We start from the raw sequence: 17615 nt of genomic DNA, 5'->3' as shown, positions 1-17615 counted from the left end.
GTTCCCGGCTGGGACGACGGGCGCACTACATGGATGTCATCGGATGAACATGCACTGGATGGCTGCCGCTGCCGGCGGTGAAACTGCCGGCAGCATCGCCAACCGCGCGGTACGCACGGGGCGCGAGGATCTGGCCAGCCTGCTCAATCGCGAGCTGTTCAACGTCTCCGGCCTGGGCCTGACCGTGGGCGAGCTGATTGCCGCGATTCTGGTGCTGGTCGTCACCTGGGTGCTGGTGTGGCTGCTGAAGGCCTTGCTGGGGCGCTACGCCAATCGTCATCCGCAGACCAACAAGGCCTCGCTGTACACCTTGTCGCGGGTCATCCAGTACGTGCTGTTCGCGCTGGGCGCCTGGTTGGCGCTGGAAGTGGCCGGGGTGCCGGTGGGCAAGCTGGGCCTGCTGGCCGGCGGCCTGGGCGTGGGCCTGGGCTTTGGCCTGCAGTCGATTTTCAGCAACTTCGTGTCCGGGCTGATCCTGCTGTTCGACAAGTCGCTGAAGGTCGGCGATTTCGTCGAGCTCGAATCCGGCGTGCATGGCGAGGTGCGCGACATCCATATCCGCGCCACGGCCATCGTCACCAACGACAACATCGACATCCTGGTCCCAAATTCCGAATTCGTCAGCGGCCGGGTGGTCAACTGGACCCACCGCGAAGTCTCGCGCCGCCAGCGCATTCCTTTTGGCGTGGCCTATGGCACCGACAAGGAAGTGGTCAAGCAGGCCGCGCTGGAAGCGGCCGCCGAAGTGCCTTTCACGCTGGCCCTGGACGGCAAGCGCAAGCCGCAGGTGTGGCTGACCGAATTCGGCGACAGCAGCCTGAACTTCGAACTGGTGGTATGGCTGACCGCCGATGCCACCAAGCGTCCCTCGGCAGTCAAGGCCGCTTACAACTGGGCGCTGCACAGCGCGCTGCAGAAGTACGATATCGAGATTCCGTTCCCGCAGCAGGACCTGCATGTGCGCAGCCTGTTCGGGCTCGACGGCAAGGCCGCGTTGCGTGCGCTGAAGCTGGACGCCGCCGCGAGCGATGCTGATTCAAACCCGCACAACAAGCAGGCGCCTGCGCGCAATGACGCGGTGGATGATGTCCACCGCGCGATTCGCGAAGACGCCGAGGCCGACAAGGCCGCCCCCTCGGACCCTGGAGAACAATGATGGCCAATACGGTGGAAGTGAAAGTACCCGACATCGGTGATTACACCGACGTGCCGGTGATCGAGATCCTGGTGGCGGTGGGTGACACCGTGGCCAAGGACCAGGGCCTGGTCACCCTGGAATCGGACAAGGCCACGCTGGAAGTGCCGTCCTCGGCCGCCGGCGTGGTCAAGGAGCTGAAGGTCAAGCTCGGCGACACCTTGTCCGAAGGCAGCGTGGTGGCCATCCTGGAAGCCGAAGGCGCCCCCGCGGCAGCCGAGTCCAAGCCGGCCGCGCCGGCCAAGGCCGAAGCCCCGGCCGCCAAGCCGCCGGTGGCGCCCTCGCCGCGCGCACCGGCCGAACCGGCCGCGCCCAAGCCGGCGATGGCCAGCGGCAAAGCAGCCGACATCGAATGCCAGATGGTGGTCATCGGCGCCGGCCCGGGCGGCTATACCGCCGCGTTCCGTTCGGCTGATCTGGGCATGGACACGGTGCTGATCGAACGCTACGAATCGCTGGGCGGTGTCTGCCTCAATGTCGGCTGCATTCCGTCCAAGGCGCTGCTGCATTCGGCTGCGGTAATCGATGAAGCCGCCCACGCGGCTGATTTCGGCGTTGATTTCGGCAAGCCGAAAATCAACCTGGACAAGCTGCGCGAGTACAAGCAGAAAGTAGTCGGCCAGCTGACCAAGGGCCTGTCCGGCATGGCCAAGCAGCGCAAGGTACGCACCGTCACCGGCGTGGCCCGTTTCGTCTCGCCCAACGAGCTGGAAATCAGCATCGCCGATGGCGGTACCCAGTTGCTGCGTTTCCAGCACTGCATCATCGCCGCCGGCTCGCAGGCGGTGAAACTGCCGAACTTCCCGTGGGACGACCCGCGGGTGATGGACTCCACCGACGCGCTGGAACTGGCTGAAGTGCCGAAGTCGATGCTGGTGGTCGGCGGCGGCATCATCGGCCTGGAAATGGCGACCGTCTACAGCGGCCTGGGCAGCCAGGTCACGGTTGTCGAATTCATGGACCAGTTGATGCCCGGTGCCGACAAGGATCTGGTCAAGCCGCTGGCCGACCGGCTCAAGAAGCAGGGCGTGCAGGTTCATCTGAAGACCAAGGCCGCCGGAGTCAAGGCCGACAAGAAAGGCATCACCGTCAGTTTCGAAAGCGCCAGCGAGGGCCAGAAGCCGGAACTGGAAAGCGGCACCTACGACCGGGTACTGGTGGCGGTCGGCCGCTCGCCGAACGGGGCCAAGCTGGATGCGGAAAAGGCCGGCGTGCAGGTCAGCGAACGCGGCTTCATCCCGGTCACCAACCAGATGCGCACCAACGTGCCGCATATCTTCGCCATCGGTGATCTGGTCGGCCAGCCGATGCTGGCGCACAAGGCCACCCACGAGGGCAAACTGGCCGCCGAAGTCGCCTTTGGCGAGAAGAAGGAGTGGGTGGCGCGGGTAATTCCGTCGGTGGCCTACACCAATCCGGAAATCGCCTGGGTCGGGGTGACCGAAACCGAAGCCAAGGCCAAGGGCCTGAAGGTCGGCGTGGCCAAGTTCCCGTGGGCGGCCAGCGGTCGCGCGATCGGCGTCGGTCGCACCGAAGGCTTCACCAAGCTGATCTTCGACGAAGCCACCCACCGCATCATCGGCGGCGCGATTGTCGGCGTGCACGCTGGTGAACTGCTGGCCGAGATTGGCCTGGCCATCGAGATGGGTGCCGAGGCCGAGGACATCGGCCACACCATCCATGCCCATCCGACCTTGAGCGAGTCGGTGGCGATGTCGGCCGAGATCCACGATGGCACCATCACCGATCTGTACATTCCAAAAAAGAAATAAGCCCGGCTCGACGCGGCGATGAAAAGCCCCGCTGGCCGGGGCTTTTCTTTTGTTACAGTCAGGGCCTGCCATCAAGGAATGATCCAATGCGCACCTGGGCCACTTGCCTGTCGATATTGCTGCTGCCTTGCCTGGCGCATGCACAGGACACGGACAACGACATCAGCCAACTACTGGCGGCCTGCCCCGGTGGCGCGCAATGGCTGGCTGGGAAGAATGCCCAGATGCGACCGCCGGCTACCGTGGCCACGCCCAGCCAGTCGGCCCTGCGCGAGGAACTGCTGCAGATGGGGGCCGAGGACCAGCGGGTGCGCGCGGCGATGCCGGCGGGTACCGCGTTAACGCCGGAACAGACGCAGCAGTGGCAGCAGGTGGACCAGCACAATCTGCAGCGCCTGCGGCAGATAATCGATCGCCAGGGCTTCCCCGACAGCAGCCAGGTCGGTGCTGACGGCGCTGCAGCGGCCTGGTTGCTGCTGCAGCATGCCGACGCCGACCCTGAGCTGCAGTCAAGGATGCTGGCGGTGCTGGTCGCACGCGAGGATGCGGCCATCAGCAAGGAGCAGCTGGCCTTGCTGACCGACCGGGTGCTGGTGGCGCAAGGCAAGCCGCAGCGTTACGGCAGCCAGTACGAAGGCGTTGGCGCGCAGATGAAGATGAAACCGGTGCAAGCGCCGCTGGCCGAGCTGGACCAGCGCCGCGCGGCGATGGGGATGATGCCGTCGGCGACCTACGCGTGCGTGCTCAAGCAGATGTAAGCCGCGCCCGCGCCGACCCAGGGCCAAGCGAGTAGCGTGGCTGACTAGCGCTGCTGAGCAGGATCAGCCGGCCATGGCCGGCGGCGAGGAAGGCAACAGGGCTTGGTCGCCAGCGCGCTGGGCGCGCCTAGCTTCGATCCGCTTCCACACTTTTTCATGGAAGTGGAACACCACGGTATTGCAGGCCGGCTCCACCAGCGCCAAGGCGCCACCGACCAGCACGCTGCCGGTGAACAGCCAGCCCAGCAGGAATGCCACGCTGAAATGCAGGCCGGCGAAGCTCAGGGTCTTGGTCATGACACACGTTCCAAATGAGAATCAATCTCATTATGGGGCGACGCACGGCCAAATCCAATGAATTGTGCCGCTGGGTTCGATAGGCAGCAGCTATTGCGTCCGCTGCCCGCTGGCCACGGCTGTGACCGACCTGGCAGTCGACAGGGGCGCGGCGCCAAGCAGGCACCGCGCCATCGCGATCAAAAAGCGAAGGTCACCCCGGCGACCGGCCCCTTGAAACGCTGATCAAGTCCCAGCAGGCCGTCGCTGCCGCTGCGTTCGACATCCAGTTTGAACCAGTCGTAGCCGGCGAAGACGCCGAAATTGTCGGTAAAGCGGTATTCGGCGATGGCGTTGGCTCGGCTGATGCTGCCTTCGTAGTCGCCAAAGTCGCCCCAGTCGGCGTCCAGGTACTGGCCCTGCACATTGAACAGCCAATGCTCGTTCGGGGTGGCGGTCAGGCGCAGGCCGACCACAGGCGCGTAACCGTCTTCGCTGTTGCTGGTTTCGTAGCTGTACTCGCCGGCTTCGGCATACAGGTTGCCTTCCAGCTTGGCCCACTCGGCACCAATCTGCAGGCCCATGGTGAAGGTCGGGGTGTCGACCACCGAGTAGTCATACATCAGGCTGGCCAGCTGGAACTTGACCTTGCCCTTGGCAAAGCTGCCGGCCGGCAGGGTGATGTCGTCGTACGACAGGTCCTGGCCCAGGGTCGCGCGCTGGTCCTTGTCATACTGGAAGTAATCGAAAATCAGCCGGTTGCGGTTGCCGAAGCGAAATACGCCATCGACCCGCGGCACCACTTCCTTGCTGCCAAAATCAAAGTCCTCGGAAAACCCGATATCCTCGCCCAGCACCTGGGTGGCGCCGCTCAGCACGCCATCGGCATCGACGTTCATCGCGCCCAGGCGCAGGGTGAAGCGGTCATTGTTGTCGGCCGCCGCGGCGGGCAGGGCAAAGGCCATCAGGCTGGCGCTCATGGCCAGCGACAGGCAGGTCAATCGGTACATGCGGTAACGCTCCAAAGATGGGGGATGACCCACCTAGCGTCGAAGCTGAATCGTGGAAAGCGGGTGAAGCTGCTGAACCGATGCTGGACGTGCTGCGCCGCGACATCACTTTTGTGTATCAAGTCACCAAAAGACGAAGCCCCGGGCGTCGGGCCGCGGGGCTTCTGGGGTCTGCGACGGAGCTTCGGACGAGGAATGTTGAGGCAGACCGTAAGTCACAGACCGGCGGTTTTGCGCAAAGTTCCGGTGCTGCGCGCAAAATTTGATGAACAGGCGCGCGCCCCGAAATCAGCTAAGCCCTTGTCCTGACGACAATCCGCTGCCTTGTGCCCAGCGGCCCCGGTTCACATACCTTTGCCGGTTGTTCCCTCAAACAACCGACTGCTATAATTTTGCGGCTCGGCGAGGCGCTCCTTGGGCCTTGTAACCCGCCAAATCCGTAGGACTTTCAAGTGCTGAACTCCGCCGCCTCAGGCCGGCGGCTGGCATTGCGCGCAGCGGTTTACCAGACCGTGGCTGTGCTGCTGGTCGCACTGGTCTTCCTGACACGGGACGGTTCTTGGGCGGTGGCGGCGTTGGTCGGGGGTGGGGCGGTGATACTCGGTGGCGCGCTGGCAGCGCGGTTGGCACTGGGTAACCGGGTAGTGGGGGCAGGCACGGCACTGGGTCGACTGTTCGCCGCAATGATTTTGAAATGGTGTGTGGTGGTTCTGGCCCTGGCGCTTGCGCTGGCTGGATTTGAACTTCCGCCACTGCCATTGCTGGTCGGGGTGGTGATTGCCACGCTCGCCTATGTGATGACGAATTCGATTAGGCAATAGGTGTTGTTTCGTGAGTGAATCAACCAATTCCGGCGGGCTGAATGAATACATCAGCCACCATCTGACCCACAACACGATCAATGTGTTTGGCGGCCAGTTCCATCTCGATTCGTGGCTGGTGGCGCTGGTGCTGGGGCTGATCTTCGTCGCCTGGTTCGCCTTCTACGCGCGCAAGGCCACCGCAGGCGTGCCCGGCAAGGGCCAGGCGTTCGTGGAGCTGGTGTTCGAGTTCATCGACGGCCAGGTCAAGGACACCTTCCACGGTGATCGCCGTTCGATCACGCCACTGGCATTGACCATCTTCATGTGGGTGGTCTTCATGAACACGATGGACCTGATTCCGCTGGATCTGCCCGGCTGGCTGGTGCAGACCATCGCCGGCGAGGAAACCGCACACCATACCTACATGCGCATCGTGCCGACCGCCGACCTCAACACCACCTTCGGCCTGTCCTTCGGCGTGTTCTTCATCCTGATTGGCCATGCGCTGGCAGCCAAGGGCGGCCTGGGCTTCGGCAAGGAACTGTTGACCGCGCCGTTCCATGCGCACGGCTTCATGGCCATCGTGCTGGCGCCGGTCAACCTGGCGATGAACATCATCGAATGGCTGGTCAAGCCGGTCTCGCTGGGCATGCGACTGTTCGGCAACATGTACGGCGGCGAGCTGGTATTCATGCTGATCGCCGGCCTGATGGCCAGCTGGATCACCATGGCGCCGGGCATCGTCGCCAACGCCGCCTGGGCGATTTTCCATATCCTGATCATCCTGCTGCAGGCCTTCATCTTCATGATTCTCACCGTCGTCTACATCGCCGGTGCGCGTGAAAGCCACTGATCCAGGATTTTCGCAACACGCTTCCAACCCCGTTTTCCGCTTCACCCTTACCTTCAATCAATAAGTACTTGCCAGGAGAAACACCATGGAATTCATCGCCCAAGTCCAAGGCCTGACCGCCATTGCCATCGGCATCATCATCGGCCTCGGCGCGCTTGGCGCCTGTCTCGGTATCGCCGTCATGGGTTCCAAGTTCCTTGAATCGGCCGCCCGCCAGCCGGAACTGATCCCGGTGCTGCAGGGCCGCATGTTCCTGCTGGCCGGCCTGATCGACGCCGCGTTCATCATCGGCGTCGCCATTGCCCTGTACCTGGCCACCGGCAACCCGCTGCTGGACGCCGTGCGGCAGGCTGCTGGCTGATAAGCAACTCAGTGGCCGCATTCGGATGAATGCGGCCATGGGCCTTTGGCCGGGTGACCGGCCAATCATGAATACCGTCGAGGACCCGTCATGAATCTCAACATGACTATCTTCGGTCAGATGCTCTCTTTCGCGATCCTGGTCTGGTTCACGATGAAGTTCATTTGGCCGCCGCTCAATGCGGCCCTGGAAGAACGCCAAAAGAAAATTGCCGAAGGCCTGGCCGCTGCCGATCGCAGCCAGAAGGACTTGGCGCAGGCCCATGAAAAGGTCAACGAGGCACTGAAAGAAGCCCGTACCAAGGCCAATGAAATCATCGATCAGGCGCACGCCCGTGCCAACCAGATCGTCGATGCCGCCAAGAACGAGGCCATTGCCGAAGCCAACCGCCAGAAAGAACTGGCCCAGGCTGAAATCGACGCCGCTGCCACGCGTGCCCGCGAAGATCTGCGCAAGCAGGTGTCGGTGCTGGCGGTGAGCGGTGCCGAAAAACTGTTGAAGCGCGAAATCGACGCCAACGCCCACAAGGCGCTGCTCGACGAACTCGCCGCGGAGATCTGATCGATGCAGGCCCTTACCGTCGCACGCCCCTACGCCCGCGCCGCTTTCGCGGTTGCGCGCGAAGAAGGCAACCTCGCCGCCTGGTCGCAAGCGCTGGGCTTTGCCGCGCACGTGGCGGCGGACCCGCGGGTGGCAGCGCTGCTGCCCAACCCGCAACTGGCCGGCACCGATGCCGTCAGCCTGTTGGCCCCGGCCGATGCCAGCGAGACGGTCAGCCGTTTCCTGACCATGCTGGCCGACGCCAACCGCCTGCAGGCATTGCCGGAAATCGCGGCGCTGTACGAGCAACTGCGCGCCGAGGCCGAGCATGTGGTCAAGGCACGGGTGACCTCGGCCACCGCGCTGCCGGCGGCGGAGCTGGAGAGCATCAGGGCTGCGCTGAAGAAGCGTTTCGGCCATGACGTCGAACTGGACACCGCGGTCGATGAATCACTGATCGGCGGCGCCATCATCGACGCCGGCGACGTGGTCATCGATGGCTCGCTGAAAGGCAAGTTGGCCCGTCTGCAGACTGCTCTGGCGGATTAAACGACAACACGAAGGCAGGCCCCGGCCAGCCGAACATGATGGTGGGCCACGGCCTGCCTAACAGGAAATCAAAATGGCTACCACGCTCAACCCCTCTGAAATCAGCGACCTGATCAAGACCCGCATCGAGAAGGTCAAGCTGGCCGCCGAGGCCCGCAACGAAGGCACCGTGACCAGCGTGTCCGACGGCATCGTGCGCATCTTCGGCCTGGCCGACGTGATGCAGGGCGAAATGATCGAGCTGCCCAACGACACCTTCGCCCTGGCCCTGAACCTGGAGCGCGACTCGGTCGGCGCCGTGGTCCTGGGTGATTACGAACACCTGCGCGAAGGCGACGTGGCCAAGACCACCGGCCGCATCCTCGAAGTGCCGGTCGGCAACGAACTGCTGGGCCGCGTGGTCAACGCGCTGGGCGAGCCGATCGACGGCAAGGGCCCGATCGACGCCAAGATGACCGCACCGGTCGAGCGCGTGGCACCGGGCGTGATCTGGCGCAAGTCGGTCGACCAGCCGGTGCAGACCGGCTACAAGTCGGTTGACGCGATGATTCCGATTGGCCGCGGCCAGCGCGAGCTGATCATCGGCGACCGCCAGACCGGCAAAACCGCGATGGCCATCGACGCCATCATCAACCAGAAGGGCACCGGCATTAAGTGCGTCTACGTGGCCATCGGCCAGAAGGCCTCTTCGGTGGCCAACGTGGTCCGCAAGCTGGAAGAAAACGGCGCCATGGCCCACACCATCGTCGTCGCCGCCACCGCCTCCGAATCGGCTGCGATGCAGTACATCAGCGCCTATTCCGGCTGCACCATGGGCGAGTACTTCCTGGATCGCGGCCAGGACGCGCTGATCGTCTATGACGATCTGTCCAAGCAGGCCGTGGCCTATCGCCAGATCTCGCTGCTGCTGAAGCGCCCGCCGGGCCGCGAAGCGTATCCGGGTGACGTGTTCTACCTGCACAGCCGCCTGCTGGAACGCGCCGCGCGCGTGTCCGAGGAATACGTCGAGAAGTTCACCAACGGCGAAGTCAAGGGCAAGACCGGTTCGCTGACCGCGCTGCCGATCATCGAAACCCAGGCCGGTGACGTCTCGGCGTTCGTGCCGACCAACGTGATCTCGATCACCGACGGCCAGATCTTCCTGGAAACCGATCTGTTCAACGCCGGTATCCGTCCGGCCGTCAACGCCGGTATCTCGGTGTCGCGCGTCGGTGGCGCCGCCCAGACCAAGATCATCAAGAAGCTGTCCGGCGGCATCCGCATTTCGCTGGCCCAGTACCGTGAGCTGGCGGCCTTCGCCCAGTTCGCCTCGGACCTGGACGAAGCCACCCGCAAGCAGCTTGAACGCGGCCAGCGCGTGACCGAACTGATGAAGCAGCGCCAGTACGCGCCGATGTCCATCGCCATGCAGGCGCTGTCCATCTACGCGGTCAACGAAGGCTATCTGGATGACGTGCCGGTCAACAAGATTGGTGCCTTCGAAGATGCCCTGCACGCGCACTTCAGCAATACCGCCGGCGATTTGATCACCTCGATCAACAACTCCGGCAACTGGAACGACGAAATCGAAGGCGCCTTCAAGAAGGGCATTGCCGATTTCAAGCAGACCGGTAGCTGGTAAGGCAACAAGCGCAGGGCGGAGCTTGCTCCGCCTTGCGGCAAACAGCAGCGGAGCAAGCTCCGCTCTACGGGAAAACCAAGCGGGGCTTGCTCCGCTCTACGGGAAGAGAAAATGGCTGGCGGTCGTGAAATCAAAACCAAGATCAAGAGCGTGCAGAACACCCGCAAGGTGACGCGCGCGCTGGAAATGGTCTCGGCTTCAAAAATCCGCAAGGCACAGGACCGCATGAAGACCTCGCGGCCGTACGCGCGGGCGATGCGGCAGGTCATCGGTCACCTGGCCCAGGCCAACACCGATTACCAGCACCCGTTCATGGTCGAGCGGTCCGAGATCAAGCGGGTCGGCTACATCATCATTTCCTCGGACCGTGGCCTGGCCGGCGGCCTCAACAACAACCTGTTCCGCAAGCTGCTGGGCGACGTGCGCCAGTGGCAGGACAAGGGCGCCGAGGTCGACGTGGTCACCATCGGCCAGAAGGCCTCGGTCTTCTTCCGCCGGATCAAGGTCAACATGCTCGGCAGCGTTTCCCACCTGGGTGATGCGCCGAAGCTGGACCAGCTGATTGGCGTGATCAAGGTGATGCTGGACGCCTATACCGAGGGCAAGGTCGACCGCGTGTATCTGGTGTACAACGATTTCGTCAACACCATGACCCAGCGCGCCGCTTTCGACCAGCTGCTGCCGTTGCCGGCCGCCGAGACCCAGGTCGCCCGCCACGATTGGGACTACCTGTACGAGCCGGACCCGCAGACCGTGCTGGATCACGTGATCACGCGCTACGTGGAGTCGCTGGTGTACCAGGCATTGCTGGAAAACACCGCTTCCGAGCACGCCGCGCGCATGGTCGCGATGAAGGCGGCCAGCGACAACGCCAGCAAGCTCATCGATACCTTGCAACTGGTTTACAACAAAGCCCGCCAGGCAGCGATTACCCAGGAAATCTCGGAAATCGTCAGCGGCGCAGCGGCGGTTTGACGCGCGCGCTGATGTTGGCGCCCCAACAGAATTTACATAGAGGAATGCAACAATGAGTCAGGGCAAGATCGTTCAGATCATCGGCGCAGTGGTTGACGTCGAATTCCCGCGCAGCGACGTACCGCGTGTGTATGACGCGCTGAAGGTGGAATCCACCGACATCACGCTGGAAGTCCAGCAGCAGCTGGGTGACGGCATCGTCCGCACCATTGCACTGGGTTCCACCGACGGCCTCAAGCGCAACCTGGTCGCCAACAACACCGGCCGCGCGATCTCGGTGCCGGTCGGCGCCGGCACCCTGGGCCGCATCATGGACGTGCTGGGCAACCCGATTGACGAGGCCGGCCCGGTGCAGGCGTCGGACAACTGGGAAATCCACCGCGCCGCGCCCAGCTACGAAGACCAGTCCTCGGCCACCGACCTGCTGGAAACCGGCATCAAGGTGATCGACCTGATGTGCCCGTTCGCCAAGGGCGGCAAGGTCGGCCTGTTCGGCGGCGCCGGCGTCGGCAAGACCGTCAACATGATGGAACTGATCAACAACATCGCCAAGGCCCACAGCGGCCTGTCGGTGTTCGCCGGTGTCGGTGAGCGTACCCGCGAAGGCAATGACTTCTACCACGAAATGAAGGACTCCAACGTCCTGGATAAAGTGGCGATGGTCTACGGCCAGATGAACGAGCCGCCGGGCAACCGCCTGCGCGTGGCGTTGACCGGCCTGACCATGGCCGAATACTTCCGCGATGAGAAAGACGCCAGCGGCAAGGGCAAGGACGTGTTGTTGTTCGTCGACAACATCTACCGCTACACCCTGGCCGGTACCGAAGTGTCGGCGCTGCTCGGCCGCATGCCGTCGGCGGTGGGTTACCAGCCGACCCTGGCCGAGGAAATGGGCGTGTTGCAGGAACGCATCACCTCGACCAAGACCGGTTCGATTACCTCGATCCAGGCCGTCTACGTGCCGGCCGATGACTTGACCGACCCGTCGCCGGCGACCACCTTCGCCCACCTGGATTCGACCGTGACCCTGTCGCGCAGCATTGCCTCGCTGGGTATCTACCCGGCGGTCGATCCGCTGGACTCGACCAGCCGCCAGATGGACCCGCTGGTCATTGGCCACGAGCACTACGACACCGCCCAGCGCGTCCAGCAGACCTTGCAGAAGTACAAGGAACTGAAGGACATCATCGCCATCCTGGGCATGGACGAACTGTCCGAGGAAGACAAGCAGGCCGTGTCGCGGGCGCGCAAGATCGAGCGCTTCTTCAGCCAGCCGTTCCACGTCGCCGAAGTGTTCACCGGCTCGCCGGGCAAGTACGTGTCGCTGAAGGACACCATCCGTGGTTTCAAGGGCATCGTCGACGGCGAATACGATCACCTGCCGGAGCAGGCGTTCTACATGGTCGGCACCATCGACGAAGCGGTCGAAAAGGCCAAGAAGATGGCCGAAAAGGCCTGATGCACTGAGTCCTTTCCCGTGACCGGGAGAGGATTGGCCCAGGCGGGCGATGTCCCGCCTGAGCAGCACGAAGTTCCCCATGGTGGGCCCGGGCCCGCCCTACGGCAAAGAGAATTCCATGAGTACCATCCGTTGCGACATCGTCAGTGCCGAGCAGGAAATCTTCCACGGCGAAGCCACGTTGGTGGTGGCCACCGGTGAGCTGGGCGAGCTGGGCATTGCGCCCAAGCACGCACCGCTGATTACCCGCCTGAAGCCAGGCAAGGTGGTGGTGACGCTGGCCAACGGCGAGCAGCTGGATTTCGCCATCTCCGGCGGCATCCTGGAAGTGCAGCCGCAGGTGGTCACCGTGCTGGCCGATACCGCCGTGCGCGCGCAGGATATCGATGAAGCCGCCGTGCGTGCAGCCATGGAAGAAGCCCAGCGGGTGCTGACCCACCAGGACGAAAAGATGAGTGCCGAAGATGCCCAGGCCCAGTTGGCCATGAGCATCGCCCAGCTCAGCGCGCTGGAGCGCCTGCGCAAGAACCTCAAGCACTGATCGCCCGCCACTTGCTTCAAACGAAAAACACCAGCATTGGCTGGTGTTTTTTTTTGCTCAGCCGCTTGCCGACTGCCGTTGCCGCAACAAGGGGTGCACGGGATGGGCCGGTTCATTGGCGACGTCGAAGTTGAGCCACGAGAACAGCATCTGGATGCCGACGATGATCGGCAACGCGGCCAACATCACCGTGCCGGCGGTAGCCGGCACGCCGGTTTGCAGCGACAGGTGCCATTGCTGGATGCCGAAGGCGCCACCCAGCATCAGCAGCAGCGTGCCGGCGAGCAGTTGCAGGCTTGCCAACGAGAATCCGCGCAGGAAATACGAGTAGGCGATCCGCCGCAGGGTATTGCGCGCGTGCCCGGCCAGGAATGGCAGGGCGACCTTGTGCGGGCGCAGGCTGCTTGGCTCGTCCTGGTAGCGCGCACGCATTGGAACGTCGATGACGCGCGCGCGGGCCTGGTTGAGGTAATACAGCAGATCGGTTTCGAAAAAGTACCGGTACGCCACCCGTTCCAGTTCCAGCTCTTCGATCAGTTCCCGGCGCAGGGCGGTGTAGCCGTTGGTCGGGTCGGCTATCTGCCAATAACCACTGGACAGCTTGGTCAACAGCGTCAGCACCGCATTGCCCAGCAGCCTGACCCAGGGCATGCCACGGACGAAGCCGATGCGGTGGAAGCGATTGCCCTTGGCATAGTCGGCATGGCCGGCCAGCAGTGATCCACATACGCGTGGAATGTCCAGCGGATCCATCTGGCCGTCGCCATCGAGCTTGACCACCACCTTGGCGGCGCTGGCCTGGGCGGCGCGGTAGCCGCTGACGACCGCGCCGCCGACGCCCTTGTTCTGCGCGTGGGTGATGACCTGCACGCGCGGATCCTGACAGTGTCGGCGCACGTGCTCGCCACTTTGTTGCGGGCAAGCATCATCGACCACGTATATCCAGCCTACCTCCGGGCCGATGCTGGCCAGTAATGGCAGTATCTGGTCGCGGACCCGGTAACAAGGGATGACCACGGCGATGGCGGAGGAGTCGGTCATCGGCATCGTTCAGCGATAAATCCAGTGACGTGAAATGAAGAAACTGATGCCGGCCAGCATCACTTCAACGACCGGCTTGGCCAGCCAGGCGGTACGCAGTGTCGCATGCTGGCCGATGCCGGCCACCAACGCGGTACTTACCAGCGTCAGCGCCAACCACACGATCAGGAAGCGCAGCGCCTGGCGGCGACCCAGCACGCTGTCGGCACGAGCGAAGGTCACCCGGCCATTCAACCAGAAGCCCAACGCGGCGCCGCTGACCCGGCCGGCCACATTGGCGGCGGCCAACGGCATTCCCGCCCGGCTCAGCAATACGGTCACCAGCGTATCCAGCGCTAGCTGGACCAGCCCCATCAGCACGAACAGCGTGCCTTGACGCACAAGGGTCATCGCATGCTTTCCATCGGTGACTGCGCGGCTGGCAAGCGCCACCACTGCGCATCGCCGATGCTGGCCGCCGGCACCGCGTCAAGCGTCTTCAAGGCCGCGGTCTGGCCTGGCTGCAGCAATGCCGGTACCAGGATGACCCCGCTGATGCGCTGCTGGCGCAGCAATCGCACCCAGCCATCGCCGCTGGCATCGGCATTGGCGCGTTCACCGGCAGCCTGCAGGCTTGGCGAGTACCAGGCAACCGAGCGGCCGCGGTCGCCAAACTCGGCAAAGAACGGCCGCTGTGGATGCAGCAGCAGGATGTTGTCCTCGCCTGTGCCGCGCTGGCGGATTTGCGCGGCCAACAGCCGCTCGGGTGCGTACTTTTTCAGGAACGGCTCATCGTTGCCGGCGTTCAGGATCGCCAGCTTGACCCCGCCGTTGCGCAGCATCCAGTGGCCATTGGCCAGGAAAGCGAAATTCAACAGGCATACCGCGATGACCAGGCCGGCACCGCGGCGGCGATCGATGTTGCCTGCCATCGCCACCATCACAGGGCAAAGCAGTACCAGGCCCGGGTAGGCATAGCGCAGATACTGCAGCTGGCTCAGTGGCAGCGCCAGCAGGCATGTGGCGATCAGGGCCAGCAGCCACGTCTGCCTGGCGAACAGTCCCAGCACCCAGGCACCGGCCAGCGCCACCATCATGAAGCCGGCGGCACCGTCATGGGCCTCCACGTAACGCCCAGTGAAAAATGTCATGTCCCACGGCAGCCGTGGATTGAAGCCGGCCAGCCAGCGCGCATCGATAAACGCGGTCTGGCCGAAATAAGGCGAATGGAAAATCTGGTTGAACAGCGGCAATACCGGATTGCCCGAAACCTGGTAGGCATACAGATAGCTGGACCCTGCCACCAGCACGCCAATCAGCAATATCGCCAAGATGCCCGCCGGCGAGGGCCAGCGGTGGCGGAGCAGGGCGACCAGCACCAGTACTGCTGCCATCACGCCGGCCAGCAGCTTGAATGCCATCAGCAGGCCGGCCAGCAGCGTCAGGACCAGCCACCAGCGCAACCCACCGTGCCTGGGTGCCAGCACCCAGGCGCTCAGCCAGGTCAATGCAGCTACGGTCGGCAGTTCGGTCTGCATGCCGGCCAGCAGCGCCCCGGTCAGCGGAATACTGGCAAACATCGCCACCGACAACCACCGCCCGGCAAACGGCAGCTGCAGTTGCGCCGCCAGCCGCCAGATACCCGCAACTGTGGCCAGCAGCCACAACAGGTTGACCGCACCGCGGGCTTCGGCGCGAGCGATGACCTGCGGGATGGCCTGGACCACATCCGCTGCCCACGGTGCCAGCGCCCACACCTGGTAAGTCGGGTCGAGCCGGTACACGGCGTTGTCCTGCAGCTGCCAGGGCAGGCTCAGGTGATAAGCCAGGTCGTCGTACTGGGCCGTTGGCAACCAGCAAGCGGTGCTGGCCAGGCCAAGCAGCAGCACTGCGAACAGCGCCAGTCGCGGATGTGGGCTGACCACCGCCGTCCACTGCCGCGGTACCGCGCCCAGGCTGCGGCGCAGTCCGGTGATGTTGCTGGCTATCAGCAACAGGCAGGCGCCGGCATAGACCCAGGGGTGATGGATGGGTAGCGGCAAGCTCCAGCCCAGCACGGCGACGATCACCGCACAGCCCAGCAGGCCCTGCAGCGCCGGGTTTTCGTCGGCGACCAGGCGTACGCCCAGGGCGATAGCAGCCAGTGCGAACAGCAGGCACGCCCCTGCAGCGGGCAAGCCAGAAAAAAGCACAAGTACGACAAGGAAGAGCAAGGCCACGCAGGTGGCGGCTTGCCAGTGAAGCAAGCGCACGGCCAGCATCCCCGCGCCCGCGAACAATATGCCTATCACCAGCATTTCCAGCATGCGACCGGAATGCCATTGCAGCGAAGCGTGGTATAGCCCCAGGCCGACCAGCGTTGCCAGTACGCCCGACCACAGCAGCGCCATCGACAGTGACGTCAATGCATTAGGTTTGTCCATGGATTGCCGTTTCAGACGTTATTTCAAATATCCTACCAGCTGCATGCAAGGAGCCCTCATGACCAGTCCACTCCACGTCATCATTCTCGCCGCCGGTGAAGGCAAGCGGATGAAATCCGCTTTGCCCAAGGTGCTGCAGCCGATTGCCGGCCAGCCGATGCTGGGCCATGTCATCGCCGTCGCGCGCGAGCTGGCGCCGGCGGCCATCCACGTGGTGTACGGGCATGGCGGCGAGCAGGTGCAGGCGGCGTTTGCCGCGCAAGGTGACCTGCAGTGGGCTGAACAGAGCCGGCAACTGGGTACCGGCCATGCGGTCGCACAGGCAATGCCGCAGGTGCCGGATGAAGCGCGCGTACTGGTGCTCTACGGTGACGTGCCTCTCAGTCGTGCCGATACCCTGCGCCGCCTGCTGAAAAGCGAAGGGCGGCTGGCGGTGCTGGTGGCAGAGCCGGAGGACCCCAATGGCTACGGCCGGGTGCTGCGCGATGCCGAGGGCCATGTGGCCGCGATTATCGAGCAGAAAGACGCCAACGAGGAGCAGCGCCGCATCCGCACCGTCAACACCGGCATCATCGCCGCCGACGCCACCGCGCTGAAGGGCTGGTTGTCGCAGTTGTCCAACGAGAACGCGCAGGGCGAGTACTACCTGACCGATGTGTTTGCGTCCGCCGCCAGCGAGTACACGCCGGCCGAGATGGTCCGGGTCGAAGACCCGATCGAAGCCGAAGGGGCCAATGATCCCTGGCAGCTGTCACAGCTCGAACGCGCCTACCAGCTGCGCGCGGCGCGCGAGCTGTGCCTGCAGGGCGCGCGCCTGCTGGACCCATCGCGCTTCGATCTGCGTGGACGCATCCGCGTCGGCCAGGATGTCGAAATCGATGCCAACGTGGTGATTGAAGGCGATGTGGAACTGGCCGATGGCGTGCACGTCGGTCCTTTCACCCGGCTCAAGGACGTACGCCTGGGGCCCGGCACGCGGGTGCGCGCGCATTGCGATCTGGAAGGCGTGCGCAGCGAAGGCGCGGCCACCATCGGGCCGTTCGCGCGGCTGCGTCCGGGCACGGTGCTGGCCGATGGCGTGCACGTCGGCAATTTCGTCGAGATCAAGAAGACCACGATGGGGGTCGGCAGCAAGGCCAACCACCTGAGCTATCTGGGTGATGCCGACATCGGCAGCGCGGTCAACATCGGCGCTGGCACCATCACCTGCAACTACGACGGGGTCAACAAGTTCGGTACCGTCATCGAGGATGGCGTATTCGTCGGCTCAAACTCGGCGCTGGTGGCACCGGTGACCTTGGGCAAGGAGGCCACCATCGCCGCCGGATCCGTCATCACCAAGAACGCGCCGGCCGGCAAACTGACCGTCGCCCGTGCCCGTCAGGACGTCATCGAAGGCTGGCATCGCCCGCAGAAGAAATAGCCCCGTAGAGCGGAGCTTGCTCCGCTTCTAATCGCA

Annotated in this window: 18 protein-coding genes; 13 read left to right on the top strand and 5 right to left on the bottom strand. The window is 63.9% G+C overall.

The window, feature by feature from the left end; translation table 11 throughout:
• Nucleotides 1–43: 43 nt before the first annotated feature.
• The 3 genes from ABB29_RS02535 (at nucleotide 44) to ABB29_RS02525 (ending at nucleotide 3725) form a co-directional block, all read left to right on the top strand.
• The gene (locus ABB29_RS02535; protein ID WP_245622517.1) at nucleotides 44–1156 is read left to right on the top strand and encodes a mechanosensitive ion channel family protein; all 1113 of its coding nucleotides are present in this window, start codon (nucleotides 44–46) and stop codon (nucleotides 1154–1156) included.
• Complete coding sequence (gene lpdA / locus ABB29_RS02530) at nucleotides 1156–2967, top strand: dihydrolipoyl dehydrogenase (protein WP_057657121.1); 1812 nt, start codon at nucleotides 1156–1158, stop codon at nucleotides 2965–2967. The genes ABB29_RS02535 and lpdA overlap by 1 nt, the downstream gene beginning before the upstream one ends.
• A gap of 86 nt (nucleotides 2968–3053) precedes the next feature.
• A complete protein-coding gene (locus ABB29_RS02525; RefSeq protein WP_057657037.1) occupies nucleotides 3054–3725 on the top strand; it encodes a DUF6624 domain-containing protein in 672 nt (223 codons plus the stop codon).
• Between the two features lie 63 nt (nucleotides 3726–3788).
• On the opposite strand, the gene ABB29_RS02520 is transcribed toward ABB29_RS02525, so the two are convergent.
• Both ABB29_RS02520 and ABB29_RS02515 read right to left on the bottom strand, forming a co-directional pair.
• Entirely contained in the window at nucleotides 3789–4022 is a 234-nt protein-coding gene (locus ABB29_RS02520) for a DUF2061 domain-containing protein (protein ID WP_057657036.1), read from the bottom strand.
• A 179-nt stretch (nucleotides 4023–4201) separates the two neighbouring features.
• Nucleotides 4202–5011, bottom strand: coding sequence for a hypothetical protein (locus ABB29_RS02515; RefSeq protein WP_057657035.1), 810 nt, complete (start codon nucleotides 5009–5011; stop codon nucleotides 4202–4204).
• Nucleotides 5012–5463: 452 nt separating this feature from the next.
• Here ABB29_RS02515 and ABB29_RS02510 point away from each other — a divergent pair, with 452 nt between their 5' ends.
• The 9 genes from ABB29_RS02510 (at nucleotide 5464) to ABB29_RS02470 (ending at nucleotide 12713) form a co-directional block, all read left to right on the top strand.
• Complete coding sequence (locus tag ABB29_RS02510; protein WP_057657034.1) at nucleotides 5464–5832, top strand: ATP synthase subunit I; 369 nt, start codon at nucleotides 5464–5466, stop codon at nucleotides 5830–5832.
• A 10-nt stretch (nucleotides 5833–5842) separates the two neighbouring features.
• Nucleotides 5843–6667, top strand: a complete 825-nt coding sequence (gene atpB, locus ABB29_RS02505; protein ID WP_057657033.1) for a F0F1 ATP synthase subunit A — start codon at nucleotides 5843–5845, stop codon at nucleotides 6665–6667.
• 85 nt (nucleotides 6668–6752) lie between these two features.
• A complete protein-coding gene (gene atpE, locus ABB29_RS02500; protein WP_057657032.1) occupies nucleotides 6753–7028 on the top strand; it encodes a F0F1 ATP synthase subunit C in 276 nt (91 codons plus the stop codon).
• A gap of 90 nt (nucleotides 7029–7118) precedes the next feature.
• Complete coding sequence (locus ABB29_RS02495; RefSeq protein WP_057657031.1) at nucleotides 7119–7589, top strand: F0F1 ATP synthase subunit B; 471 nt, start codon at nucleotides 7119–7121, stop codon at nucleotides 7587–7589.
• 3 nt (nucleotides 7590–7592) lie between these two features.
• The gene (locus tag ABB29_RS02490) at nucleotides 7593–8117 is read left to right on the top strand and encodes a F0F1 ATP synthase subunit delta (RefSeq protein ID WP_057657030.1); all 525 of its coding nucleotides are present in this window, start codon (nucleotides 7593–7595) and stop codon (nucleotides 8115–8117) included.
• Between the two features lie 73 nt (nucleotides 8118–8190).
• A complete protein-coding gene (gene atpA, locus ABB29_RS02485) occupies nucleotides 8191–9738 on the top strand; it encodes a F0F1 ATP synthase subunit alpha (protein WP_057657029.1) in 1548 nt (515 codons plus the stop codon).
• A gap of 111 nt (nucleotides 9739–9849) precedes the next feature.
• Entirely contained in the window at nucleotides 9850–10713 is an 864-nt protein-coding gene (atpG, locus tag ABB29_RS02480; RefSeq protein WP_057657028.1) for a F0F1 ATP synthase subunit gamma, read from the top strand.
• A 52-nt stretch (nucleotides 10714–10765) separates the two neighbouring features.
• Nucleotides 10766–12172 (top strand): F0F1 ATP synthase subunit beta, encoded by a 1407-nt coding sequence (gene atpD, locus ABB29_RS02475; protein WP_057657027.1) that lies wholly within the window; start codon nucleotides 10766–10768, stop codon nucleotides 12170–12172.
• A 118-nt stretch (nucleotides 12173–12290) separates the two neighbouring features.
• Nucleotides 12291–12713: a F0F1 ATP synthase subunit epsilon gene (locus ABB29_RS02470; protein ID WP_057657120.1), complete on the top strand. Its 423-nt coding sequence runs from the start codon at nucleotides 12291–12293 to the stop codon at nucleotides 12711–12713.
• Between the two features lie 57 nt (nucleotides 12714–12770).
• Here ABB29_RS02470 and ABB29_RS02465 read toward each other — a convergent pair whose 3' ends face one another.
• Genes ABB29_RS02465 through ABB29_RS02455 form a run of 3 tightly spaced genes read right to left on the bottom strand, consistent with a single transcriptional unit; the run spans nucleotide 12771 to nucleotide 16156 of the window.
• Nucleotides 12771–13754: a glycosyltransferase family 2 protein gene (locus tag ABB29_RS02465; RefSeq protein WP_083487406.1), complete on the bottom strand. Its 984-nt coding sequence runs from the start codon at nucleotides 13752–13754 to the stop codon at nucleotides 12771–12773.
• A gap of 9 nt (nucleotides 13755–13763) precedes the next feature.
• Nucleotides 13764–14144 (bottom strand): GtrA family protein, encoded by a 381-nt coding sequence (locus tag ABB29_RS02460; RefSeq protein WP_057657025.1) that lies wholly within the window; start codon nucleotides 14142–14144, stop codon nucleotides 13764–13766.
• Nucleotides 14141–16156 (bottom strand): hypothetical protein, encoded by a 2016-nt coding sequence (locus tag ABB29_RS02455; protein WP_157062460.1) that lies wholly within the window; start codon nucleotides 16154–16156, stop codon nucleotides 14141–14143. The genes ABB29_RS02460 and ABB29_RS02455 overlap by 4 nt, the downstream gene beginning before the upstream one ends.
• A gap of 58 nt (nucleotides 16157–16214) precedes the next feature.
• Between ABB29_RS02455 and glmU the strand changes: the two genes are divergently transcribed.
• Nucleotides 16215–17579 (top strand): bifunctional UDP-N-acetylglucosamine diphosphorylase/glucosamine-1-phosphate N-acetyltransferase GlmU, encoded by a 1365-nt coding sequence (gene glmU, locus ABB29_RS02450; protein ID WP_057657023.1) that lies wholly within the window; start codon nucleotides 16215–16217, stop codon nucleotides 17577–17579.
• Nucleotides 17580–17615 lie beyond the last annotated feature (36 nt).

Origin of the sequence: Pseudoxanthomonas dokdonensis, from assembly GCF_001431405.1 — a bacterium.
GTDB lineage: Bacteria > Pseudomonadota > Gammaproteobacteria > Xanthomonadales > Xanthomonadaceae > Pseudoxanthomonas_A > Pseudoxanthomonas_A dokdonensis.
Note: the sequence above shows the minus strand (reverse complement) of the source record. Positions and strands in the feature narration are given on the sequence as shown.

Bases quoted from the DNA above. Each gene is read 5' to 3' on its own strand.
- ABB29_RS02470 (WP_057657120.1), top strand. From the start codon at position 12,291: ATGAGTACCATCCGTTGCGACATCGTCAGTGCCGAGCAGGAAATCTTC.
- ABB29_RS02465 (WP_083487406.1), bottom strand. From the start codon at position 13,754: ATGACCGACTCCTCCGCCATCGCCGTGGTCATCCCTTGTTACCGGGTC.
- ABB29_RS02495 (WP_057657031.1), top strand. From the start codon at position 7,119: ATGAATCTCAACATGACTATCTTCGGTCAGATGCTCTCTTTCGCGATC.
- ABB29_RS02525 (WP_057657037.1), top strand. From the start codon at position 3,054: ATGCGCACCTGGGCCACTTGCCTGTCGATATTGCTGCTGCCTTGCCTG.
- atpD (WP_057657027.1), top strand. From the start codon at position 10,766: ATGAGTCAGGGCAAGATCGTTCAGATCATCGGCGCAGTGGTTGACGTC.
- atpG (WP_057657028.1), top strand. From the start codon at position 9,850: ATGGCTGGCGGTCGTGAAATCAAAACCAAGATCAAGAGCGTGCAGAAC.
- atpA (WP_057657029.1), top strand. From the start codon at position 8,191: ATGGCTACCACGCTCAACCCCTCTGAAATCAGCGACCTGATCAAGACC.
- glmU (WP_057657023.1), top strand. From the start codon at position 16,215: ATGACCAGTCCACTCCACGTCATCATTCTCGCCGCCGGTGAAGGCAAG.
- ABB29_RS02460 (WP_057657025.1), bottom strand. From the start codon at position 14,144: ATGACCCTTGTGCGTCAAGGCACGCTGTTCGTGCTGATGGGGCTGGTC.
- lpdA (WP_057657121.1), top strand. From the start codon at position 1,156: ATGGCCAATACGGTGGAAGTGAAAGTACCCGACATCGGTGATTACACC.
- ABB29_RS02490 (WP_057657030.1), top strand. From the start codon at position 7,593: ATGCAGGCCCTTACCGTCGCACGCCCCTACGCCCGCGCCGCTTTCGCG.
- ABB29_RS02520 (WP_057657036.1), bottom strand. From the start codon at position 4,022: ATGACCAAGACCCTGAGCTTCGCCGGCCTGCATTTCAGCGTGGCATTC.
- ABB29_RS02535 (WP_245622517.1), top strand. From the start codon at position 44: ATGAACATGCACTGGATGGCTGCCGCTGCCGGCGGTGAAACTGCCGGC.
- ABB29_RS02515 (WP_057657035.1), bottom strand. From the start codon at position 5,011: ATGTACCGATTGACCTGCCTGTCGCTGGCCATGAGCGCCAGCCTGATG.
- atpE (WP_057657032.1), top strand. From the start codon at position 6,753: ATGGAATTCATCGCCCAAGTCCAAGGCCTGACCGCCATTGCCATCGGC.
- ABB29_RS02455 (WP_157062460.1), bottom strand. From the start codon at position 16,156: ATGGACAAACCTAATGCATTGACGTCACTGTCGATGGCGCTGCTGTGG.